The sequence below is a fragment of the Mesorhizobium monacense genome, from assembly GCF_056781675.1.
Genome location: NZ_CM165567.1, coordinates 2,274,998 through 2,296,658 on the forward strand (window position 1 = coordinate 2,274,998; position 21,661 = coordinate 2,296,658).

Consider the following 21,661-nt stretch of genomic DNA (forward strand, 5'->3'; position numbering starts at 1 on the left):
TGTTGCCCGGCTGGGGCCGCCAACCGGCGGCCAATCTAGGGCGAGCCGGTCGCGGGAGCGGTGACCGGTCCAGGGAACGCGGGCTGGATGGAATCGCCCAACGGATCATTGGGAACGGTCAAGGGCGTCATGCCTCTCGGGTGATGGATCGCCGGGATGGACGATGTGGGCGTGTTGTTGATGAGGTCGCTGATTCCAGGTGTGAGGGTGGCGGTGGTGTTCGCACCCAGCGGGTCGTTGGTGACTGTGGGGATGGATGATTTCGCCTGAGCTGTGCTTGCCGATATCACGGCGAGCAACAGCCCGGCGGCGGTCTGGTTTCGGTTCAGGGAAGCCTCCTGTTGCCAAGGATGCTCCGCGCTCGTTTTTGACATGATGCAGTGCCAAGCGGCGGACAGCAGGAAACGCCCGGGGTCCGATCGCGGTTTCATCACGTTCGCATGAGCAATTTGTGCTCATGCGTTCCCCCCTCTTGGTGGCGCATCAGGCCCTGTAGACCACCTGGCGGACGTCGATATAGCTGGCGCGGAAGCCGGCTTCGCAATAGTGCAGGTAGAATTCCCAAAGCTTCTTGAAGCGGTCGTCGAAACCGAGCGGCACGATCTTTTCCCAGGATCCCCAGAAACGCTGGCGCCATTCGGCGAGCGTGCGGGCATAGTCGTCCGGGAAGACGCGCTCGCGCAGATGGGCGAGGCCATGGTCTCTTCCCAACGATTTCAGGATCGACGGCGTTGGCAGCATGCCGCCCGGGAAGACGTAGCGCTGGATGAAGTCCGGGCGGGCGCGATAGGTGTCGTAGGCATCCTCGTTGATGGTGATGATCTGCAGGCCCGCCGTGCCGCCGGGTCTCAGGCAGGCCTTCATCTTGGCGAAGAACACCGGCCAGTATTTTTCGCCGACCGCCTCGAACATCTCGATCGAGGCGATGCGGTCATAGGTGCCGGTCTCGTCGCGATAGTCCTGCAGCTTGATTTCGACCTTGTCGGCAAGCCCGGCCTTGTGGATGCGCTCCCTCGCAAAATCGTGCTGCTCGCGGCTGATGGTCAGGCCAGTGACGCGGCAGCCGATCTCGCGCGCGGCGAACTCGGCAAAGCCGCCCCAGCCGCAGCCGATCTCGAGCACGTGGTCCTTTTTGCCGATGCCGGTGTCCTTGGCCAGCGCGCGGTATTTGGCGGCTTGCGCGCTTTCCAAATCGTTGGCGCCGGTCGCGTAGAGTGCCGACGAATAGGTCATGCTCGGGTCCAGCCATTGCTTGTAAAAGGCGTTGCCGAGATCGTAATGCGCCGAAATGTTGCGCTTCGAGCCGGTGCGGGTGTTGTCGTTGAACCAATGACGGATGCGCTGGACGGTGTTGATCAGCCAATTGGCGCCGCCGGCGACACGTTCGCCTATGGCCGAGTTGACCACAAACAGCTCCAGGAAACTGGTGACGTCGGGGCTTTCCCAATCGCCGTCCATGTAGGACTCGGCCAAGCCGATCGTGCCGCCGGAAAAGGCGCGGCCGGGCAGGCGCCAGTTCTTGAGCACCAGTTCGGCGTCGGGGCCGGGCCCCTTGCCGCCGACCAGGACAGCGCGGCCGTCCGGCATCCTGACCTTGAGCGAGCCGCGTGGCAGGTTCATGGCGGCCGACAGGACCATGCGTGCCTTGGCCGGCAGCCCCTTGACGATCTCGGCGAAGTTGAACTCGTCGAGCTTTACCGCGTCGCCGAGAGCCATGCCGCCCAGGCCACCGCTCTTGTGTTCGCTGTAGGTCATGTCACGCCCCTGAACTTCCGCAGAGCCGGCGCAATATGCCGGCTCCCACCCTCTTGCGGTTCCTTCGCCAGGCTCGAACTCCGCTCCCCGATCTCGACGCTTGCCGATTCGGCAGCGGGCGGGCTCGAATGAAAACGCGCCCCTCAAGGGTTTTCGCGCTTCCCTGTGAATTCCCACGACAATCTTCCACGTCATCAACGAGAACTTCAAGAGGCAAGCGACAAGCAAGGCAGTGCCAGGCAACCGAATCCGAGGTTACGAAAAATCCGCTGGAGAGTGTCCGTGGCGATCGGAATCGCTATGGTTGCGCCTACCCATATGCGTTAGTTTTAGCCATGCGCTATGTAATCGTGATCGTCGGCTTCACCTTCTTCCTGATCTGGGACGGCCTCTACAATGAGGGCCGCTACCTCGACTACACGGTCAGGGAGATGTCGCGCATCGTGCGCTACGTCACCGGCGCAGCCTAGAGCCTGTTCCACCCCGATGGAATCGGGATGGGGCTCTATCTTTTTGTTTGAGCATGGTCTCTTCCGAAAACCGGACGCCACTTTTCGGGATCATGCTCTAGTTTCGACAGCCGCATTCCAAAGGACCTGGCGCGACATCGTTGCCGGTTGACGCGACGGCTGCGCTCGCACAAAACAGCCGCGCTTACCGATCAGGAGGTTGGGTTGATCCGGCATATCGTTTTCTTCAGCGCCCGGCGCAAAGAGGATGTGGAAGCCGTGCGCGACGGATTGATGGCGCTGGGCAAGATCCCGCATTCCAGCCTCTTTGAAGTGACCCTCAACACCAAGGTCGATCCGCTGTCGGATGCGATCGACGTGGTCGTCTATGCCGAATTCGAAGATGACGCCGCACTCGCCGCTTACAAGGCGCATCCGCTCTACGCCGAGACGACCAGCCGGGTCAAACCATTGCGCGAATTGCGTTATTCGGCAGATGTCGTTGCTGCCTGAGCGAATTTAGGCTGCAGGCAATGCCCTCGAATGCATGGGATGAGCGGTCTCATTCCGTCTGGACGGCGGAAGTCTCCGCGGGGTCGACGCCCGGCCGCGTGCTCAGCACCAGCGCGGCGACAACCACGATCGCCGCAACCGCCATTGCCATGAGGACGATTCTCTTCATGGTTGTGACCTAGGGTTGCTTCCCGGTGACTGCAAGTGCGATCAGGGACGGCAACCGATGCCAGGGCTGCACAAGGTGAAGCTCTTGAACCAGCCCCGGGAATGATGCACACCGCACCCGCATGACCAAAGCGCCCCCGGCTCACCCGCTCGACCACCTTGTGCTGCCGACCGCGAGCCTCGATGTCGCGCGGGCGCGGCTTGCCTCGCTTGGCTTTGTCGTGGCGCCGACCGGCATCCATCCGTTCGGCACGGAAAACTGCTGCGTCTTCTTTGCCGACGGTACCTACCTGGAGCCGCTCGCGGTCGGCGATGGACAGGCAGCGGCGAGCGCGATCGCAGAAGGTAACGTCTTCGTCGCGCGCGACCGTCTCTATCGCCACAGCCTTGGCAATGAAGGCTTCTCCGCCCTGGTTGTGGGCACCAGCAACGCCGATGCGGACCACGCGCGCTATGTCGAAGCCGGCCTGTCGGCGGGAAACGAGCTGAGCTTTTCGCGGGCCTTCACCGATGTGAACGGCAAGAGCGACACCGCGTCCTTCAAACTGGCCTTCGCTGCAGGCGACGCGGCCACGGACGCGTTCCTGTTCGCCTGCGAGCGGATCAATTCACCGAAAATCGATCGCACCGCGCTGCAGGCCCATGGCAATGGCGTCACCGGTATTGCCGAGATCGTGGCGGTTAGCGACGCACCTGCTGGGCAACGCCGGCTGATCTCGATCGCCGCCGGCTCGGCGAACAAGGATGACGATGTGTTCGAGTTGCCCGATGCAACGCTGACCATCCTGCATCCTGCCGCCTTTGCCACCCGCTTCGGCATTCCGGCCGGAGCGCCGTCGCGACTTCGATTTGCGGCGATCGTCCTTTCGGTCCGCAGTGCCGACACCGTGGCGAGGCTGCTTGCAGCCGGCTCCGTCGAACACAACATACGCGGCAATGAAATTGTCGTGCCGCCGGCGCCTGGGCAGGGCGCAGCCTTCATCTTTCGGGAGACCCCATGAGCAAGCCCAATTCGTCGGTAACCGTCGGCAATGTCGTGTTCGCCAACACAGCGCAGTTGTCGCTGATCGCCGGACCATGCCAGCTTGAATCGCGCCAGCATGCTTTCGACATGGCCGGGGCACTCAAGGAACTGACGCAAAAGCTCGGCATCGGGCTCGTCTACAAGACCAGCTACGACAAGGCCAACCGCACCTCGCTCGGCGGCACGCGCGGCGCTGGGCTCGAGGCAGCGCTGCCGGTGTTCGACGATCTGCGCAAGGAATTCTCGCTGCCGGTGCTGACCGACATCCACACCGAAGAGCAGTGCGCGCTGGTCGCACCGCATGTCGACATCCTGCAGATACCGGCCTTCCTGTCGCGGCAGACCGATCTGCTGATCGCCGCAGCCAGGACCGGCAAGGTGGTCAATGTGAAGAAGGGCCAGTTCCTGGCACCATGGGACATGAAGAACGTCGTCGCCAAGGTGACGGGATCAGGCAACGCCAATGTGCTGGTCACCGAGCGCGGCGCCTCGTTCGGCTACAATACGCTGGTGTCCGACATGCGCTCGCTGCCGATCATGGCCGAGATCGGCGCGCCGGTGATTTTCGACGCCACCCATTCGGTGCAGCAGCCGGGCGGGCAGGGCGGATCCACAGGTGGCGATCGCCGCTTCGTCGAGACGCTGGCGCGCGCCGCGGTTGCGGTCGGTGTCGCCGGTGTGTTCATCGAGACGCATCAGGACCCCGACAATGCGCCCTCCGACGGCCCCAACATGGTGCCGCTCAAGGACCTGCCGGCGCTGCTCGAAAGGCTGATGGCGTTCGACCGTGTGGCGAAAGGGCACTGATGTTGATGGCCAGCCCTGCCTGATTCTGCGCCGGCTTGTGGTTGCAGAGAGCCGGTTGTAGGCTTGCCCTGCAACTGAGCGCCCTGGCAGGAGGAAGCCATGTCCGTCGCCCGCGTCACAGAGATCACATCGTCGTCCAAGAAGAGCTTTCAGGACGCCATCGAGAAGGGAATTGCGCGCGCCGCAAAGACCCTCAAGAACGTCGAGGGCGCCTGGATCCAGGACCAGAAGATCGACGTCGAGGACGGCAAGATCGCCGCGTACCGGGTCAATATGAAGGTCACGTTCATTCTCGCCGATTAGCCTTCCACCCGCCGAAGAAAAGTCGGGAACCTTCGTCAGCGGCCCTCATTGTCAATGCATAGTGGCAGAGACAGAGAGGAGCACACCATGACAACCCAGACGGGACATACGGAAGCCATTGCGGCTTCGCGGGTCATCGGCACGTCGGTCTACAACACCGAAGGCAAGCATATCGGCAGCATCGAGGACGTCATGCTCGACAAGACCTCGAACGGCATCATGTTCGCGGTAATCGGCTTTGGCGGATTTCTCGGCATCGGCGAGAAATACCATGCCATTCCATGGGCGAGCCTCGACTATGACGAGAACAAGGGCGGCTACGTGGTGCCGTTCTCCAAGGAACAGCTGAAATCCGCGCCGGCCTATTCGATCAACGAACTGACGGGCGCTGACGGCGAGGTGGCGCGCGATGCGTCATACGACTATTACAAGGTCGATCCCTACTGGCATTGACCGGCTGGGCCAGCCCAGCCGGAATCGAAAAGGCCCCCGCATGGCGGGAGCCCCTTTTTGCGAAGACAACCTACTCCGCTGCGTTGAGGGTCGACAATGGCACCGCGCCCTGCGGTGGCTTCTGGCTGTCGCACGATGTCAGGAACGCCGCCGCGATCAGGAACAAACTCACGATACCGCTCAACTGGGACATGGCGAAACTCCTCCTGTTTCGCCCCGCGCGCCAGAATCATAGACCAGAAACCGGTTCGCCGCGCATGACTTATGATGACAGAAATTTGCGCTTCGTGAATCGACGTGGCGGCACTATTTGCAAGCCGCCCGATTGCCTTTTGCAGCGCTTTGGCTAAGAGGGGCGCGACGCTTCAATCGATCAATCGGGGACATCGCAAATGACCGCCATCATCGACATTGTCGGGCGTGAAATCCTGGACAGCCGTGGAAATCCGACCGTCGAGGTCGACGTGGTGCTGGAAGACGGCTCGATGGGCCGCGCCGCCGTGCCGTCAGGCGCTTCCACCGGCGCCCATGAGGCGGTCGAGTTGCGCGACGGCGGGCCCCGCTATCTCGGCAAGGGCGTGCTCAAGGCGGTCGAGGCCGTCAACGGCGAGCTGTTCGAGGCGATCGGCGGCATGGAAGCCGAAAACCAGATCCACATCGACCAGACCATGATCGAGCTCGACGGCACACCCAACAAGAGCCGGCTCGGCGCCAACGCCATCCTCGGCGTGTCGCTGGCCGTTGCCAAGGCTGCCGCCGAAGCGGCCGGCCTGCCGCTCTACCGCTATGTCGGCGGTGCGAAGGCGCATTTGCTGCCGGTGCCGATGATGAACATCATCAATGGCGGCGCCCATGCCGACAATCCGATCGACTTCCAGGAATTCATGATCCTGCCGATCGGCGCGCCGACGCTGCGCGACGGCGTGCGCTGGGGCTCGGAGATCTTCCACACGCTGCGCAAGAAGCTGAAGGATGCCGGCCACAACACCAATGTCGGCGACGAGGGCGGCTTCGCTCCCAACCTGAAGAGCGCGCCGTCGGCGCTCGATTTCATCATGGAATCGATCGAGCAGGCCGGTTTCAAGCCGGGCGAGGACGTGGCGCTTGGTCTCGACTGCGCGGCGACCGAGTTCTTCAAGGATGGCAACTACGTCTATGAAGGCGAGAAGAAGACCCGCGATCCCAAGGCACAGGCCAAATACCTGGCCAAGCTCGCCGCCGACTATCCGATCATCTCGATCGAGGACGGCCTCTCCGAGGACGACTGGGAAGGCTGGAAGATCCTGACAGACCTGATCGGCAAGAAGACGCAGCTCGTCGGCGACGATCTGTTCGTCACCAACACGGCGCGGCTGCGCGACGGCATCCGCATGGGCGTCGCCAATTCGATCCTGGTCAAGGTCAACCAGATCGGCTCGCTGACCGAGACGCTCGACGCAGTCGAGACCGCGCACAAGGCCGCCTACACCGCCGTCATGTCGCACCGCTCGGGCGAAACCGAGGATTCGACCATCGCCGATCTGGCGGTCGCCACCAATTGCGGACAGATCAAGACCGGCTCGCTGTCGCGCTCCGACCGCATGGCCAAGTACAATCAGCTGATCCGCATCGAGGAAGAGCTCGGCAAGCAGGCGCGCTATGCCGGCAAGTCGATCGTGAAAAGCTGATCTCCGGACCATATCCAGTAACGACAAGGGCGGGAACATTCCCGCCCTTTTGTTTTTCGCGGCTGCCGAATCCGGCCGCCCGTAACCGTCCATTAAGCACAATCGGCGAGAAAGAGGCGTTGAGAGGACGAGCGCCATGTGGACACGCCAGCACAAGCAGAGAAACACCGGCCGGCTGATCATCCCCTCGCTCTGCGTGCTGTTTCTGGCCTATTTCGGCTTCCACGCCTATCACGGCGAGTTCGGCATCTACTCCAAGTACCAGCTCGAGGCCCAGGCGACAGATCTGCAGGGCAAGCTCGATGCCATCAAGGCGCGCCGGGTCGATCTCGAGCGCCGTGTCCAGCTGATGCATGAAGGCACGTTGGAGAAGGACATGCTTGACGAGCAGGCGCGCAAGGCGCTCAATGTCTCCCATGCCGACGAAATCACCATCATGCTGCCGGCCTCAGCGAAATAACTGGATTTCAGTTAATCGTTGATATTTGCAATGATTTTAATCGCTTAGACGCATGACAGCCATGCATTTTTCTGCATGGCGAAACGCTTTCCCGCGTGTTAGCCTTGCTCAAATCGGTGGGGAGAACTGATCTCCCTCAGAGCAGATTTCATCTTGCTCTAATGTCCGCAAAGAGACGCCAACAGGGAGTGATGCATGGCCACCGCCGCCAGAAAAGCGCCTGCCAAATCCGTCAAATCATCGGGACTTTCCGCCCCCAAGCCAGCCGACTTCACCAAGGACGAGGAGCTTGCCGCCTACCGGCACATGCTGCTCATCCGCCGCTTCGAGGAAAAGGCCGGCCAGCTTTACGGCATGGGGTTCATCGGCGGGTTCTGCCACCTCTATATCGGCCAGGAAGCGGTCGTCACCGGCATGAAGATGGCGCTGATCGACGGCGACCAGATGATCACCGCCTATCGCGACCACGGCCACATGCTGGCGATGGAACTGTCGCCGCGCGGCGTCATGGCCGAATTGACCGGCCGCCGCGGCGGCCTGTCGAAGGGCAAGGGCGGCTCCATGCACATGTTCTCCAAGGAGAAGCATTTCTACGGCGGCCACGGCATTGTCGGTGCGCAGGTGTCGCTCGGCACCGGGCTTGCCTTCGCCAACCGCTATCGCGAAAACAAGAATGTGTCGCTGACCTATTTCGGCGACGGCGCCGCCAACCAGGGCCAGGTCTATGAAAGCTTCAACATGGCCTCGCTGTGGAAGCTGCCGGTGATCTTCATCATCGAGAACAACCGTTATGCCATGGGCACCTCGGTGTCGCGCTCGTCGGCCGAGACCGATTTCTCGCATCGCGGCGCCTCGTTCAAGATCCCCGGCATTCAGGTCGACGGCATGGATGTGCGCGCCGTGAAGGCCGCCGCCGACCTCGCGACCGAATGGTGCCGCGCCGGCAACGGGCCGCTGATTCTGGAAATGCAGACCTACCGTTACCGCGGCCACTCGATGTCCGACCCGGCGAAGTACCGTTCCAAGGAAGAAGTGCAGAAGATGCGCTCCGAGCATGACCCGATCGAGCAGGTCAAGGCGCGGCTGATCGACAAGAAATGGGCAAGCGAGGACGAGCTCAAGTCCATCGACAAGGAGGTCCGCGACATCGTCGCCGACGCAGCCGATTTTGCCCAGAACGACGCAGAGCCGGATCCGTCCGAGCTCTGGACCGACATCGTATTGTAAGGGAGGGCAAGGACATGCCGATCGAAATTCTCATGCCCGCTCTCTCGCCGACCATGGAAGAGGGCAATCTTTCCAAGTGGTTGAAGAACGAAGGCGACAAGGTGGTCGCCGGCGACGTCATCGCCGAGATCGAAACCGACAAGGCGACGATGGAAGTCGAAGCGGTCGACGAAGGGACGATCGCCAAGATCGTGGTTCCAGCCGGCACCGAAGGCGTCAAGGTCAACGCGGTGATCGCCGTGCTTGCGGTTGATGGCGAAGATGTCGACGAGGCCGGCGAAGGCATCGGCGAAGAAACTGCCAAGGCTGAAGCAGCGGCGCCTGCGCCTGCGGCGGCCATGAGCGAGGCCGCGGCGCCTGTCGCGGCGGCACCGAAGATTGAAATCGCCGCCGATCCGGACATTCCGGCCGGCACCGAGATGGTCTCGACCACGGTGCGCGAAGCGCTGCGCGATGCCATGGCCGAAGAAATGCGCCGCGACGGCGACGTCTTCGTCATGGGCGAAGAGGTCGCCGAGTACCAGGGCGCCTACAAGATCACGCAAGGGCTGCTGCAGGAGTTCGGGCCGCGCCGCGTCGTCGACACGCCGATCACCGAGCATGGCTTTGCCGGCGTCGGTGCTGGTGCTGCGATGGCCGGGCTGAAGCCGATCGTCGAGTTCATGACCTTCAACTTCGCCATGCAGGCGATCGACCAGATCATCAACTCCGCCGCCAAGACGCTCTACATGTCCGGCGGCCAGATGGGCGCGCCGATCGTCTTCCGCGGACCGAATGGGGCGGCTGCCCGCGTCGCTGCCCAGCACTCGCAGTGCTATGCCGCCTGGTACAGCCACATTCCCGGCCTCAAGGTGGTGATGCCGTACACGGCCGCCGATGCCAAGGGCCTGCTGAAGGCGGCGATCCGCGATCCGAACCCGGTCATCTTCCTCGAGAACGAAATCCTCTACGGCCAGTCCTTCGACGTGCCGAAGCTCGACGATTTCGTGCTGCCGATCGGCAAGGCGCGGATCCACAAGCAGGGCAAGGACGTCACCATCGTCTCGTTCGGCATCGGCATGACCTATGCGATCAAGGCGGAAGCCGAGTTGCGCGGCATGGGCATCGACGCCGAGATCATCGATCTGAGGTCGATCCGTCCGCTCGATTTGGACACGATCATCGCCTCGGTGAAGAAGACCAACCGTCTGATCGTGGTCGAGGAAGGTTTCCCGCAGAGCTCGGTCGGCGACCACATCGCCAACCAGGTGTCGCAGCGCGCCTTCGACTTCCTTGATGCGCCGGTCATCACCGTCGCCGGCAAGGACGTGCCGATGCCTTATGCTGCGAACCTCGAAAAGCTGGCATTGCCGAATATCGGCGAGGTCGTCGAGGCGGTCAAAGCCGTCACGTATCGCTGAGCCGGGCGGGAGGAAAAAATGCCAATCAACATCACCATGCCGGCGCTCTCGCCCACGATGGAAGAGGGCAATCTTTCCAAGTGGCTCGTGAAAGAAGGCGACAAGGTTTCGCCGGGCGACGTGATCGCCGAGATCGAGACCGACAAGGCGACTATGGAGGTCGAGGCCGTCGATGAAGGCACGGTTGCCAAGCTAGTCGTTCCGGCCGGCACCGAGGGCGTCAAGGTCAACGCGTTGATCGCCGTGCTTGCGGCCGAAGGCGAGGATGCGGGAGCAGCTGCCAAGAGCGGCGGCGCTACCGCGCCGGCAAAGGCCGAGACACCCAAGGCTGAGGCAGCCAAGGCAGAAGCGCCGAAGTCGGAACCCGCTGCAGCGCCGGCGCCCAAGGCAGAAGCGGCGCCGGTTGCCAATGGCCACGCGGCTGGCGAGCGCACCTTCGCTTCGCCGCTTGCTCGGCGCATTGCCAAGGACGCCGGCGTCGATGTCTCGGCGGTGACGGGCACCGGCCCGCATGGCCGTGTCGTCAAGGCCGATGTCGAGGCGGCGATTGCCGGCGGTGGCGCCAGGGCAGCTCCGGCCGCGAAGGCGGCTCCCGCCGGCGCGCCTGCAACTGCCCCTGCTGCGCCCAAGGCGATGTCGGATGATCAGGTGCTAAAACTGTTCGCCGAAGGGTCTTACGACCTCGTCCCGCACGACAATATGCGCAAGACCATTGCGCGGCGGCTGGTCGAGGCCAAGAGCACCATCCCGCATTTCTACCTGACGCTCGACTGCGAGCTCGATGCGCTCTTGGCGCTGCGCACGCAGCTCAATGCCGCGGCACCGGTGAAGAAGACCGAGAAAGGCGAGGCACCTGCGTACAAGCTCTCGGTCAACGATATGGTGATCAAGGCGATGGCCATGGCGCTGAAGGCGGTGCCGGATGCCAATGCGTCGTGGACCGACAGCGCCATGGTCAAGCACAAGCACGCCGATGTCGGCGTCGCGGTGTCGATCCCCGGCGGCCTAATCACGCCGATCATCCGCCGCGCCGAGGAAAAGACGCTGTCCACCATCTCCAACGAGATGAAGGACCTCGCCAGCCGCGCCCGCAGCCGCAAACTGAAGCCGGAAGAGTATCAGGGCGGCACCACGGCGGTGTCCAATTTGGGCATGTTCGGCGTCAAGGACTTTGCCGCCGTCATCAACCCGCCGCATGCGACGATCCTGGCGGTCGGCGCTGGCGAGGAACGGGCGGTGGTCAAGAACGGCGAGATCAAGATCGCCACCGTCATGTCGGTGACATTGTCGACCGATCACCGGGCCGTCGACGGCGCGCTCGGCGCCGAACTGCTCGGCGCCTTCAGGCGCATGATCGAAAACCCGATGGGCATGCTGGTCTAGGAAAGGAAAAGGCGGTGCGGACATTCTTCACCAGCCTTTTCGCCTTCATCCTTTCCGGTCTGGCTGGCGGATTGGTGGTGCAGCAACTGGCCGTCCTCACCGGCGCGACGGAAGAGTACATACTGGTCTTCGTGGCGACGGCTCTGATCGTCATCGTCGTGACGGTCATCTTCTTTCTGGTCCAGTTCCGCGCCGAGCCGGTTCGGGCGGTCGACCGGATGTTGTGGTGGCTGCTTGCGGTTTTCGCACTAACGCTGCTGGCGCTCGCCGGCTGGACGTTTTCCGTGCCGGCCGAGAACCGTGCGACCGCAAGCGATCTTTCGATCGTTGCCGGGCTGATCCTGCCCGGCGTCGTGGCGATCATCGTGCAATGGCTGTTCGTGCGCTGGCGCCTCAAAGGCGCGGTGGCAGGGTTCGGCAGGGGTGGGACAGACGCATGAAGACAATTCTCTGCTTTGGCGATTCGCTGACGTGGGGCTATGACGCCGCAAGCCTCGGCCGCCATGCGCTGGAAGACCGCTGGCCAAGCGTGCTGCGCGCGACACTGGGCGGGACCATCGAGGTCATCGCTGACGGCCTGAACGGCCGCACCACGGCCTTCGATGACCACCTGGCCGGCGCCGATCGCAACGGCGCAAGGCTGTTGCCGACGGTCCTGATGACGCATGCGCCGCTCGACCTGATCATCATCATGCTTGGCGCCAACGACATGAAGCCGTGGATCCACGGCAATCCGGTGGCGGCCAAGCAGGGCATGCAGCGCCTGATCGACATCGTGCGCGGCCACGACTATCCGTTCGACTGGCCGGCGCCGCAGATCCTGCTCATCGCGCCGCCCGCGGTCAGCCGCACCGACAATGCCGAGTTCAAGGAAATGTTCGCCGGCGGTGACGAAGCGTCAAAACGGCTGGCGCCGCAATATTCCGCGCTTGCCGACGAGGCCGGCTGCGGCTTCTTCGATGCCGGCACGGTGGCCGCAACCACGCCGCTCGACGGCGTCCATCTCGACGCCGAAAACACGCGAAACATCGGCAAAGCGCTGGCACCGCTGGTGCGCGTGATGCTGGAACTCTAGAACATCAGGGAGAAAAACCCGTGGCTGAATCCTACGACGTCATCATTATCGGCTCCGGCCCCGGCGGCTATGTCACGGCGGTGCGGTCCGCGCAGCTCGGCTTCAAGACGGCGATCGTCGAGCGCGAGCATCTTGGCGGCATCTGCCTCAACTGGGGCTGCATCCCAACCAAGGCACTGCTGCGCTCGGCCGAGATCATGCACTATTCGGATCATCTGAAGGATTACGGCCTGAAGCTCGACGGCAAGGTCAGCGCCGACACTGCCGCCGTCGTCGACCGTTCGCGCAAGGTCTCGTTGCGCCTCAATGGCGGCGTCGCCTTCCTGATGAAGAAGAACAAGGTCGACGTCATCTGGGGCGAAGCCAAGCTGTCGAAGCCGGGCGAGATCGTCGTCTCGAAGACGGCCAAGAAGCCGATGGAGCCGCAGCCGCCGGCGCCGAAAGGCGTCAAGGGCGAGGGCACCTACACCGCCAAGCACATCATCCTGGCGACGGGCGCGCGGCCAAGGGCGCTGCCCGGCATCGAACCGGACGGGAAGCTGATCTGGACCTATTTCGAGGCGATGGTGCCGAAGGAAATGCCGAAGTCGCTGCTGGTGATGGGCTCGGGCGCCATCGGCATCGAGTTCGCCTCCTTCTACCGCACCATGGGCGCCGAGGTGACGGTGGTCGAGCTGTTGCCGGCGGTGATGCCGGTCGAGGACGCAGAGGTCTCGAAATTCGCGCAGAAGCAGTTCGAAAAGCAGGGCATGAAGATCGTTCTCGAAGCCAAGGTAACCAAGGTCGAGAAGTCAGCCAATTCGGTCACCGCGCATGTCGAGATGAAGGATGGCAAGGTCGAGAAGATCACCGCCGACCGCATGATCTCGGCCGTCGGCGTGCAAGGCAATATCGAGAATCTCGGTCTCGAAACGCTCGGCGTGAAGACGGACCGCGGCTGCGTCGTCGTCGACGGCTATGGCAAAACCAACGTGCCTGGCATCTACGCCATCGGCGACGTCGCCGGACCGCCGATGCTTGCCCACAAGGCTGAGCATGAAGGTGTGGTGTGCATCGAGAAGATCGCCAATTTCCCCGGCGTGCACGCTACCGACAAGCTGAAGATTCCGGGCTGCACTTACTGCAACCCGCAGGTCGCCTCCGTCGGCCTGACCGAAGCGAAGGCCAAGGCCGAAGGCAAGGACATCCGCGTCGGCCGCTTCCAGTTCGGCGCCAACGGCAAGGCGATCGCGCTCGGCGAGGATCAGGGCTTCATCAAGACCATCTTCGACAAGAAGACCGGCCAGCTGCTCGGCGCGCATATGGTCGGCGCCGAAGTCACCGAACTGATCCAGGGTTTTGTCGTGGCGATGAACCTCGAGACCACCGAGGAAGAACTGATGCACACCATCTTCCCGCATCCGACGCTGTCGGAGATGATGAAGGAGAGCGTGCTCGACGCCTATGGCCGGGCGCTCAACGCATGATAAATTGGCCGTGCGGGACTCACGCGCAAAGCTCGGAGGAACGCGACGGCAAGGCAGTTCGTTTGCGGATGCATTTTCCCCCATCATACGAGGAGTGGGCATATGGACGTGAATGGCGTGGGCTGGATTGCAGCCATCATCATCGGAGGTCTGGCGGGCTGGCTGGCCGAGATAGTGATGAAGAGCAACACCGGCATCTTCATGAACATCATTATGGGCATCGTCGGCGCGGTGGTGCTGAACGCAATCCTCAGAGCCCTCAGCATCGAGCCCTTCGGCGTCGGCTGGTTCGCCTATCTGATCACCGGCTTCATCGGTGCCTGCCTGCTGATCTTTGCAGGACGGTTGGTACGCCGCTAGATCCGGCCGAATGCCGCTATGCGAAAAAGGCCCTGCCGTCATGCGCCGGCATGACCTTTTTCTTTGCGCCGAAAAGCCTTAGATGACGTTGGAACGCGAGCGCCGGACAGGGGCTCGCCAATGAACCGGGTTTGAGATGGTCACTGTTCTCGACACGATCGCCAATGCGCCGCGGCTGCGGCACCCCGAAAAGGCGCACAAGCCGGATCAGGAAGTGCTGCGCAAGCCCGACTGGATCCGCGTCAAGGCGCCGGTCTCGAAGGGCTATGCCGAGACGCGCGAGATCGTGAAGTCGCATAAGCTGGTGACGGTGTGCGAGGAGGCCGGCTGCCCGAATATCGGCGAGTGCTGGGAGAAGAAGCACGCCACCTTCATGATCATGGGCGAGATCTGCACGCGCGCCTGCGCCTTCTGCAATGTCGCCACCGGCATTCCGACGGCGCTCGATGCCGACGAGCCGGCGCGCGTCGCGCATGCCGTCAAGCAGATGGGCCTCAGCCACGTCGTCATCACCTCGGTCGACCGCGACGATCTCGCCGATGGTGGTGCCCAGCATTTCGCCGAGGTCATCCGTGCGATCCGGGCGGCAACGCCATCGACGACGATCGAGATATTGACGCCCGACTTCCTGCGCAAGGACGGCGCGCTGGAAATCGTGGTGGCGGCCAAGCCCGATGTGTTCAACCACAACCTCGAGACGGTGCCGTCGAACTACCTGACGGTGCGGCCCGGCGCGCGCTATTTCCATTCGATCCGGCTGTTGCAGCGGGTGAAGGAGCTCGACCCGTCGATCTTCACCAAGTCCGGCATCATGGTCGGGCTCGGCGAGGAGCGGAACGAGATCTTGCAACTGATGGACGATCTGCGCTCGGCCAATGTCGACTTCATGACCATCGGCCAGTATTTGCAGCCGTCGAAAAAGCACCATCAGGTGATCCGCTTCGTCACGCCGGAGGAATTCAAGTCCTTCGAGACGATCGGCAAGACCAAGGGTTTCCTGCTGATGGCGTCGAGTCCGCTGACGCGCTCCTCGCACCATGCCGGCGACGATTTCGCCAGGCTGCGCGCGGCGCGCGAAGCGCAGCTCAGAAAAACCGCCTGACATCCCGTCTTCATGCCGAAATTCGAAGCCACCCGCCGCGTCGCGCATACGCCGGAAGAGATGTTCAGGCTGGTCGCCGATGTCGAGGCCTATCCGCAGTTCCTGCCGCTCTGTGAGGCGCTGACCGTGCGCTCGCGCAAGGAACGCGACGGCCGCACCATTCTCGTCGCCGATATGAGCATCGGCTACAAGGCGATCCGCGAGACCTTCACCACGCAGGTGCTGCTGAAGCCGGACGAAAACACCATCGACGTCAAATACATCGACGGCCCGTTCAAATACTTAAGCAATATCTGGCGTTTCGACCCGGCCGACGGCGGCTGCGAGGTCCATTTCTTCATCGACTACGAGTTCAAGAGCCGCATTCTCGGCGCACTGATGGGAACGATGTTCGACCGCGGCTTCCGCATGTTTTCCGAGGCGTTCGAGAAGCGTGCCAACGTGATTTACGGCGCCAGAGCCTGATCTTCTCCAAGCGCGCGCAAGCCGAGTTCCAGCGCGTGCCTGACCGTTTCGCTGCGGATGAAGGCACGGCCTTGGTCGGCAAACAGCCGGTGCTCGGCAACAGCAGGATGGCCGGCCAGGGCAACGCAGAACCAGACGAGGCCGACAGGCTTTTCCGCCGACCCGCCGCCTGGGCCGGCAACGCCGGTGACGGCGAGCGTCAGCCCGGCGCGCGAATGGGCCAGCGCACCTTCTGCCATCTCCAGCGCCGTTTCGCGCGACACGGCGCCATGCGCCTGGAGCGTGGCAGCCGAAACGCCGAGCATCTCCATCTTGGCCTCGTTGGAATAGGTGATGAAGCCGCGGTCGACCACGGCTGAGGAGCCGGCGATGTCCGTCAGCGTGGCGACGATCATGCCGCCGGTGCAGCTCTCGGCCGTCGCCAGCATGATGCCGCGGCGCTGGCAGGCCTGGAGCAAGGCGTTGGCGAGATCGCCGTTGTTCATGCCGGAACGTCGCCTGGATAAACGACGCTGGCGGTGGCGATCGCTGCTATGCCTTCCTCGCGGCCGACAAAGCCGAGCTTCTCGTTGGTGGTCGCCTTGACCGAGATTCGTTCCGACGCAATGCCGAGCATCGAAGCAAGGGCTGCCGTCATCGCTTCGCGATGCGGGCCGATGCGAGGCGCCTCGCAGATCAGCGTGATGTCTGCGTTGGCGATGCGTCCGCCGCGCTCGCGCACCAGCTTTGCCGCATGTTCGACGAAGATGCGCGAGGCAGCACCCTTCCATTGCGGATCGGAAGGTGGGAAATGCGTGCCGATGTCGCCAGCGCCGCAGGTAGCGAGCAGCGCATCGGTCAGGGCATGAAGGCCGACATCGGCATCGGAGTGGCCGGATAGCTTCCTGTCGTGCGGAATGGCGACGCCGCACAGGGTGACATGGTCGCCGGGCTCGAAGGCGTGGACGTCATAGCCATTGCCGGTGCGGATGTCCGGAAAGCGCGGTCGTTCGCCGGAGAGCCGTTGGTCCGCCATGGCGATGTCCCTTGCCCAGGTGAGCTTCACATTGTCTGGCGAACCTGGGACGATCTTGACCGGAATATGCGCCCATTCGGCGATCGCGGCATCGTCGGTGAAATCCGCCTTGCCCAGATGATGCGCCTTTTCATGCGCCGCCAGGATCGGCCAGAACGGAAACCCTTGCGGCGTCTGGGCGGCATGTAGCCCGTTCCTCGGAACGGTCTCTTCGATCATGCCGGCGGCCGACTCGCGCTTCAGCGTATCGGCGACGGGGAGCGTCGGCAGTGCCCCCTGGCGTTCGCCGATGGCCTCGATGGTGCGTTCGATCAAGCCGCCGTCGACGAAGGGACGCACTGCGTCATGGATGAGGACCCGGCCCGGCGCGTGGTCTCTCAAGGCGAGCAGCCCAAGCCGTACGGAGGCCTGGCGCGAATCGCCACCCGTAATGGCGATGACCCGGTCGGCATTGGCGCCGGCCGCTTTGCGGAAGAGGTCGCGGTCGTCGGCATGGATGGCGACGACGATCTGGCCTACTCTCGGATGGGCCAGGAACGCGTCCAGCGTTCGTGTTATGACGGCGCGGCCGCCAATGCTTTGATACTGCTTCGGACCGTCGACCTGTCCCGCGCGCGCGCCCCGACCGGCGGCGACGATCACCACGCCGACCTTGTCCGTTGCCGCCCCGGTTTGTTTTTCACTTGCGTCAGTCATGCGGATTGGTCCTAGCGCACGATCCCGAAAAGTGTAATCGGTTTTCGGAAAAGATCGTGCGCCAATTGTGAAGTTCCAAAGCGTCCTTTACGCGTCCTGAAGGACGCGCGGCGCTTTGGTCGCGGCCAAAGCCGAAGACCGGTATTTTCCCAAATGCGCCTTAATGTGGCGTCATTCCGCGTTGCACATTGTCGCCGTTCTGGCTAGAGAATGTGCAGCAATCGAACATGCTTGGTTTTTGTGCATGCCTGAATTGACCAAATTGACTGTGCCGCTCGACGTCGGCGGCGTGACGATCCGCAATCGCGTCTTTCTCGCGCCGATGTCCGGGATAACCGACGAGCCGTTCCGGCAGCGCGCCCATGCGCATGGTGCCGGGCTGGTCGTTTCGGAAATGGTGGCGAGCGGGGAACTGGCCAAGGGCAGGGCCGGCTGCGATCTGCGTATCCGCCATTCCGGCCTGCCGGTGCACATGGTGCAACTCGCCGGCCGCGAGGCCGTGCATATGGCCGAGGGCGCGCGCATAGCCGCGGGCGAGGGCGCCGACATCATCGACATCAACATGGGCTGCCCGGCCAAGAAGGTGACGGGCGGCTATGCCGGTTCGGCGCTGATGCGCGATCTCGACCACGCGCTGACGCTGATCGAGGCGGTGGTCGGCGCCGTCGAGGTGCCGGTCACGGTCAAGATGCGGCTCGGCTGGGACGAGGACGCGTTGAACGCGCCGATGCTTGCACGCCGCGCCGCGCAGGCGGGTGTCCGCATGGTGACCGTGCACGGCCGCACGCGCTGCCAGTTCTACCATGGCAAGGCCGACTGGCGCGCCATCGCCCGGGTCAAGGAGGCGGTGTCAATCCCGGTCGTTGCCAATGGCGATGTCGGTTCGGCCGCCGAGGCGGCGGATATTCTGGAGCAGTCCGGCGCCGACGCGGTGATGGTCGGCCGCGCGCATTATGGCGCGCCGTGGATTGCAGGCAGCATCGCCGCGGCCGGCGGCGAGGCAACGGGCATTCCGGAAAGCCCGTGGGCTCTCGCCGACTACATCATCGCCCATTATGAGGACATGCTGTCGCTCTATGGCAGCGAAAGCGGGCTGCGCCAGGCGCGCAAGCACCTTGGCTGGTATCTCGACCGCCACGCCCCCGGCGTCGGTCCCGACCAGCGCAAGGCCATTTTGACGTCCTTCGAGCCAGCCAGGGTCATTGCCGAACTGCGCGACGCGTTCTCGATCGTCGGCGCACCAGTGACCTTGCGGAGCGCGGCATGAAGGCCATAGCTGCTCAAGGGTCGGACATGGTGGATGCCGCCCAGATCGTGCTGAACACCATTCGCCGCCCGGTGATCATGGTCGATGGCGAAGGCTTCATTACCTACGCCAATGCCGACGCCGAGGATTTCTTTCGCGCCAGCGCCACCATGCTTGCCCGCAACACGCTGTCCAAGCTGGTGCCTTTCGGCAGCCCGCTGCTGACGCTGGTCGATCAGGTGCGCGAGCGTCGGGCGCCGGTCAACGAATATCGCGTCGATGTCTCGTCGCCGCGCCTCGGTATCGAAAAGGTCGTCGACCTCTACGTCGCGCCGGTGCCGGAATTTCCGGGCTCGGTCGTGGTGATGTTCCAGGAACGATCGATGGCCGACAAGATCGACCGGCAGATGACGCATCGCGGCGCGGCGCGCTCGGTCACCGGCCTGGCCGCCATGCTTGCCCATGAGATCAAGAACCCGCTGTCGGGTATCCGGGGTGCCGCCCAATTGCTCGAACTCTCCGCCTCCGACGAGGATCGGGCGCTGACCCGCCTGATCACCGACGAGACCGACCGCATCGTGTCGCTGGTCGATCGCATGGAAGTGTTTTCCGACGAGCGGCCGATCGACCGCTACCCGGTCAACATCCATGTCGTGCTCGACCATGTGAAGGCAATTGCCAAGAACGGTTTTGCCAAGCGGATCAAGATCTTGGAGGAATACGATCCATCGTTGCCTCCGGTTTTCGCCAATCGCGACCAGCTGATCCAGGTGTTCCTCAACCTGGTCAAGAACGCCGCCGAGGCGATCGGCGGCGACCCGCAGGGCGAGATCGTGCTGTCGACCGCGTTCCGGCCGGGCATCCGCGTTTCGGTTCCAGGAACGCAGGACCGCGTCTCCCTGCCGCTGGAATTCTGCGTGCGCGACAATGGCCCCGGTGTTTCGGAAGATATCCTGCCGATCCTGTTCGATCCCTTCATCACCACCAAGCCGAACGGCTCCGGCCTCGGCCTGGCGCTGGTGGCGAAGCTGGTCGGCGAGCATGGCGGCATCATCGAATGCGATTCAACGCCGCGCGCAACCACATTCCGCATACTAATGCCGGCCTGGAAGGAAACTTCGTTCGGCACCGGCGATGACAATGAAGGAGACCGCAAATGACCGTTCGCGGCAATATTCTGGTCGCCGACGACGATGCGGCCATCCGCACGGTCCTCAACCAGGCGCTGTCGCGCGTCGGCCATGAGGTGCGCGTGACCTCCAACGCCTCGACATTGTGGCGCTGGGTGGCGGCGGGCGAGGGCGATCTGGTGATCACCGATGTGGTGATGCCCGACGAGAACGCCTTCGACATGTTGCCGCGCATCAAGAAAGCGCGGCCGGAACTGCCGGTCATCGTCATGAGTGCACAAAACACCTTCATGACCGCGATCCGGGCCTCCGAAACCGGGGCCTATGAATATCTGCCGAAGCCGTTCGATCTGACCGAACTGCTCAGCATCGTCAACCGGGCGCTGGCCGAGCCGAGGCGGCCGAAAATCGACGCGCGTGCCGACGAGCAACCGGAGACGATGCCGCTGGTCGGCCGTTCGGCGGCCATGCAGGACATCTACCGCATGCTGGCGCGCATGATGCAGACCGATCTGACGGTGATGATCTCAGGCGAGTCGGGCACCGGCAAGGAACTGGTGGCGCGGGCGCTGCACGAATATGGCCGCCGCCGCGGCGGGCCGTTCGTGGCCATCAACATGGCGGCCATCCCGCGCGACCTGATCGAATCGGAATTGTTCGGGCACGAGAAGGGCGCCTTCACCGGCGCGCAGAACCGCTCCACCGGCCGCTTCGAGCAGGCGGAAGGCGGCACGCTGTTCCTCGACGAGATCGGCGACATGCCGATGGAGGCGCAGACGCGCCTGCTGCGCGTGCTGCAGCAAGGCGAATACACCACGGTCGGCGGGCGCACGCCGATCAAGACCGATGTGCGCATCGTCGCCGCCACCAACAAGGACCTGCGCACGCTGATCAACCAGGGGCTGTTCCGCGAGGATTTGTTCTATCGCCTGAATGTCGTGCCACTGAGGCTGCCGGCGCTGCGCGAGCGCTCCGAAGACGTTCCGGATCTGGTACGGCATTTCTTCAAGCTCGGCGCCAGCGAAGGCCTGCAGACCAAGCGTATCTCGACCGGCGGCATCGAGTTGATGAAGCGCTATCCGTGGCCGGGCAATGTGCGCGAGCTGGAAAACCTCGTGCGCAGGTTGGCCGCGCTCTATTCGCAGGATGAGATCTCCGCCGAGATCATCGAGGCCGAGCTCAAGACTGGAGAGCGGCCCGTCGTTCCGGGTGGCGGCAATCTCATTCCGGACGACCTCTCGATCGGCCAGGCGGTGGAGCATTTCCTGCAGCGCTATTTCGCATCCTTTGCCGGCGACCTGCCGCCGGCCGGTCTTTACCAGCGCATTCTGTCCGAAGTAGAATATCCGCTGGTTCTGGCCTCGATGACGGCAACGCGCGGCAATCAGATCAAGGCCGCCGAACTGCTGGGGCTCAACCGCAACACGCTACGCAAGAAGATCCGCGAGCTCGGCGTCAACGTCTACAAGTCGTCGAGGCCGGCTTAGAGCGTGTCCC

General features: G+C 63.3%; 25 protein-coding genes. 20 read left to right on the forward strand and 5 right to left on the reverse strand.

The genetic code is table 11. The features are described from left to right. Positions 1–35: 35 nt before the first annotated feature. On the reverse strand, positions 36–431 hold the full coding sequence (locus AC1RUK_RS10890; RefSeq protein WP_481840237.1) for a hypothetical protein: 396 nt from the start codon (positions 429–431) through the stop codon (positions 36–38). Between the two features lie 52 nt (positions 432–483). After that, on the reverse strand, positions 484–1,755 hold the full coding sequence (locus AC1RUK_RS10895) for a class I SAM-dependent methyltransferase (protein ID WP_481835633.1): 1,272 nt from the start codon (positions 1,753–1,755) through the stop codon (positions 484–486). A gap of 335 nt (positions 1,756–2,090) precedes the next feature. On the opposite strand from AC1RUK_RS10895, the gene AC1RUK_RS10900 reads away from it, so the two are divergent. The 6 genes from AC1RUK_RS10900 to AC1RUK_RS10925 all read left to right on the forward strand — a co-directional run bounded on the left by AC1RUK_RS10900 (position 2,091) and on the right by AC1RUK_RS10925 (position 5,472). Further along, on the forward strand, positions 2,091–2,225 hold the full coding sequence (locus AC1RUK_RS10900; RefSeq protein WP_281034913.1) for a hypothetical protein: 135 nt from the start codon (positions 2,091–2,093) through the stop codon (positions 2,223–2,225). Positions 2,226–2,429: 204 nt separating this feature from the next. Next, entirely contained in the window at positions 2,430–2,717 is a 288-nt protein-coding gene (locus AC1RUK_RS10905; RefSeq protein WP_404282657.1) for a Dabb family protein, read from the forward strand. Positions 2,718–3,007: 290 nt separating this feature from the next. Beyond that, positions 3,008–3,886, forward strand: coding sequence for a VOC family protein (locus tag AC1RUK_RS10910; protein WP_481835632.1), 879 nt, complete (start codon positions 3,008–3,010; stop codon positions 3,884–3,886). Beyond that, positions 3,883–4,716: a 3-deoxy-8-phosphooctulonate synthase gene (kdsA, locus tag AC1RUK_RS10915; protein ID WP_481835631.1), complete on the forward strand. Its 834-nt coding sequence runs from the start codon at positions 3,883–3,885 to the stop codon at positions 4,714–4,716. Before AC1RUK_RS10910 ends, kdsA begins: the two co-directional genes overlap by 4 nt. Before the next feature lie 99 nt (positions 4,717–4,815). Next, positions 4,816–5,019, forward strand: a complete 204-nt coding sequence (locus AC1RUK_RS10920; protein ID WP_481835630.1) for a dodecin family protein — start codon at positions 4,816–4,818, stop codon at positions 5,017–5,019. An 87-nt stretch (positions 5,020–5,106) separates the two neighbouring features. Further along, positions 5,107–5,472 (forward strand): PRC-barrel domain-containing protein, encoded by a 366-nt coding sequence (locus AC1RUK_RS10925; RefSeq protein ID WP_481835629.1) that lies wholly within the window; start codon positions 5,107–5,109, stop codon positions 5,470–5,472. Between the two features lie 70 nt (positions 5,473–5,542). Here AC1RUK_RS10925 and AC1RUK_RS10930 read toward each other — a convergent pair whose 3' ends face one another. Continuing rightward, positions 5,543–5,665 carry a hypothetical protein gene (locus tag AC1RUK_RS10930; RefSeq protein ID WP_481835628.1) on the reverse strand — a complete coding sequence of 41 codons (123 nt, stop codon included), beginning with the start codon at positions 5,663–5,665 and terminating at the stop codon, positions 5,543–5,545. Positions 5,666–5,864: 199 nt separating this feature from the next. Here AC1RUK_RS10930 and eno point away from each other — a divergent pair, with 199 nt between their 5' ends. From eno to AC1RUK_RS10985, 11 genes are all read left to right on the forward strand, one after another. After that, entirely contained in the window at positions 5,865–7,139 is a 1,275-nt protein-coding gene (gene eno / locus AC1RUK_RS10935) for a phosphopyruvate hydratase (protein ID WP_436175090.1), read from the forward strand. Between the two features lie 136 nt (positions 7,140–7,275). Continuing rightward, positions 7,276–7,599 (forward strand): FtsB family cell division protein, encoded by a 324-nt coding sequence (locus AC1RUK_RS10940; RefSeq protein ID WP_436175089.1) that lies wholly within the window; start codon positions 7,276–7,278, stop codon positions 7,597–7,599. A gap of 195 nt (positions 7,600–7,794) precedes the next feature. Continuing rightward, on the forward strand, positions 7,795–8,826 hold the full coding sequence (pdhA, locus tag AC1RUK_RS10945) for a pyruvate dehydrogenase (acetyl-transferring) E1 component subunit alpha (protein ID WP_436175088.1): 1,032 nt from the start codon (positions 7,795–7,797) through the stop codon (positions 8,824–8,826). A 14-nt stretch (positions 8,827–8,840) separates the two neighbouring features. After that, positions 8,841–10,226: a pyruvate dehydrogenase complex E1 component subunit beta gene (locus AC1RUK_RS10950; protein WP_481835627.1), complete on the forward strand. Its 1,386-nt coding sequence runs from the start codon at positions 8,841–8,843 to the stop codon at positions 10,224–10,226. 18 nt (positions 10,227–10,244) lie between these two features. Next, complete coding sequence (locus AC1RUK_RS10955) at positions 10,245–11,609, forward strand: pyruvate dehydrogenase complex dihydrolipoamide acetyltransferase (protein ID WP_481835626.1); 1,365 nt, start codon at positions 10,245–10,247, stop codon at positions 11,607–11,609. A gap of 14 nt (positions 11,610–11,623) precedes the next feature. After that, positions 11,624–12,049: a hypothetical protein gene (locus AC1RUK_RS10960; protein WP_481835625.1), complete on the forward strand. Its 426-nt coding sequence runs from the start codon at positions 11,624–11,626 to the stop codon at positions 12,047–12,049. Next, on the forward strand, positions 12,046–12,684 hold the full coding sequence (locus AC1RUK_RS10965; RefSeq protein WP_481835624.1) for an SGNH/GDSL hydrolase family protein: 639 nt from the start codon (positions 12,046–12,048) through the stop codon (positions 12,682–12,684). The genes AC1RUK_RS10960 and AC1RUK_RS10965 overlap by 4 nt, the downstream gene beginning before the upstream one ends. Positions 12,685–12,704: 20 nt before the next feature. Next, complete coding sequence (gene lpdA / locus AC1RUK_RS10970; RefSeq protein ID WP_481835623.1) at positions 12,705–14,150, forward strand: dihydrolipoyl dehydrogenase; 1,446 nt, start codon at positions 12,705–12,707, stop codon at positions 14,148–14,150. A gap of 102 nt (positions 14,151–14,252) precedes the next feature. Then, entirely contained in the window at positions 14,253–14,510 is a 258-nt protein-coding gene (locus AC1RUK_RS10975) for a GlsB/YeaQ/YmgE family stress response membrane protein (protein WP_481835622.1), read from the forward strand. Positions 14,511–14,646: 136 nt separating this feature from the next. Then, positions 14,647–15,612 (forward strand): lipoyl synthase, encoded by a 966-nt coding sequence (lipA, locus tag AC1RUK_RS10980; protein WP_436175081.1) that lies wholly within the window; start codon positions 14,647–14,649, stop codon positions 15,610–15,612. 12 nt (positions 15,613–15,624) lie between these two features. Further along, entirely contained in the window at positions 15,625–16,077 is a 453-nt protein-coding gene (locus AC1RUK_RS10985) for a type II toxin-antitoxin system RatA family toxin (protein ID WP_436175080.1), read from the forward strand. Here the strand turns inward: AC1RUK_RS10985 and AC1RUK_RS10990 are convergent. Further along, complete coding sequence (locus tag AC1RUK_RS10990) at positions 16,059–16,562, reverse strand: CinA family protein (protein ID WP_481835621.1); 504 nt, start codon at positions 16,560–16,562, stop codon at positions 16,059–16,061. The two genes, AC1RUK_RS10985 and AC1RUK_RS10990, sit on opposite strands and share 19 nt — an antisense overlap. Then, complete coding sequence (locus AC1RUK_RS10995; RefSeq protein WP_481835620.1) at positions 16,559–17,788, reverse strand: bifunctional 2-C-methyl-D-erythritol 4-phosphate cytidylyltransferase/2-C-methyl-D-erythritol 2,4-cyclodiphosphate synthase; 1,230 nt, start codon at positions 17,786–17,788, stop codon at positions 16,559–16,561. The genes AC1RUK_RS10990 and AC1RUK_RS10995 overlap by 4 nt, the downstream gene beginning before the upstream one ends. 244 nt (positions 17,789–18,032) lie before the next feature. On the opposite strand from AC1RUK_RS10995, the gene dusB reads away from it, so the two are divergent. The 3 genes from dusB to ntrC are packed head-to-tail and all read left to right on the forward strand — an operon-like array spanning position 18,033 to position 21,651. Continuing rightward, positions 18,033–19,055 carry a tRNA dihydrouridine synthase DusB gene (gene dusB / locus AC1RUK_RS11000; RefSeq protein WP_481835619.1) on the forward strand — a complete coding sequence of 341 codons (1,023 nt, stop codon included), beginning with the start codon at positions 18,033–18,035 and terminating at the stop codon, positions 19,053–19,055. Then, positions 19,052–20,194, forward strand: coding sequence for a two-component system sensor histidine kinase NtrB (locus AC1RUK_RS11005; protein WP_481835618.1), 1,143 nt, complete (start codon positions 19,052–19,054; stop codon positions 20,192–20,194). The genes dusB and AC1RUK_RS11005 overlap by 4 nt, the downstream gene beginning before the upstream one ends. Continuing rightward, a complete protein-coding gene (gene ntrC, locus AC1RUK_RS11010) occupies positions 20,191–21,651 on the forward strand; it encodes a nitrogen regulation protein NR(I) (RefSeq protein WP_192181160.1) in 1,461 nt (486 codons plus the stop codon). Before AC1RUK_RS11005 ends, ntrC begins: the two co-directional genes overlap by 4 nt. Positions 21,652–21,661: the final 10 nt, after the last annotated feature.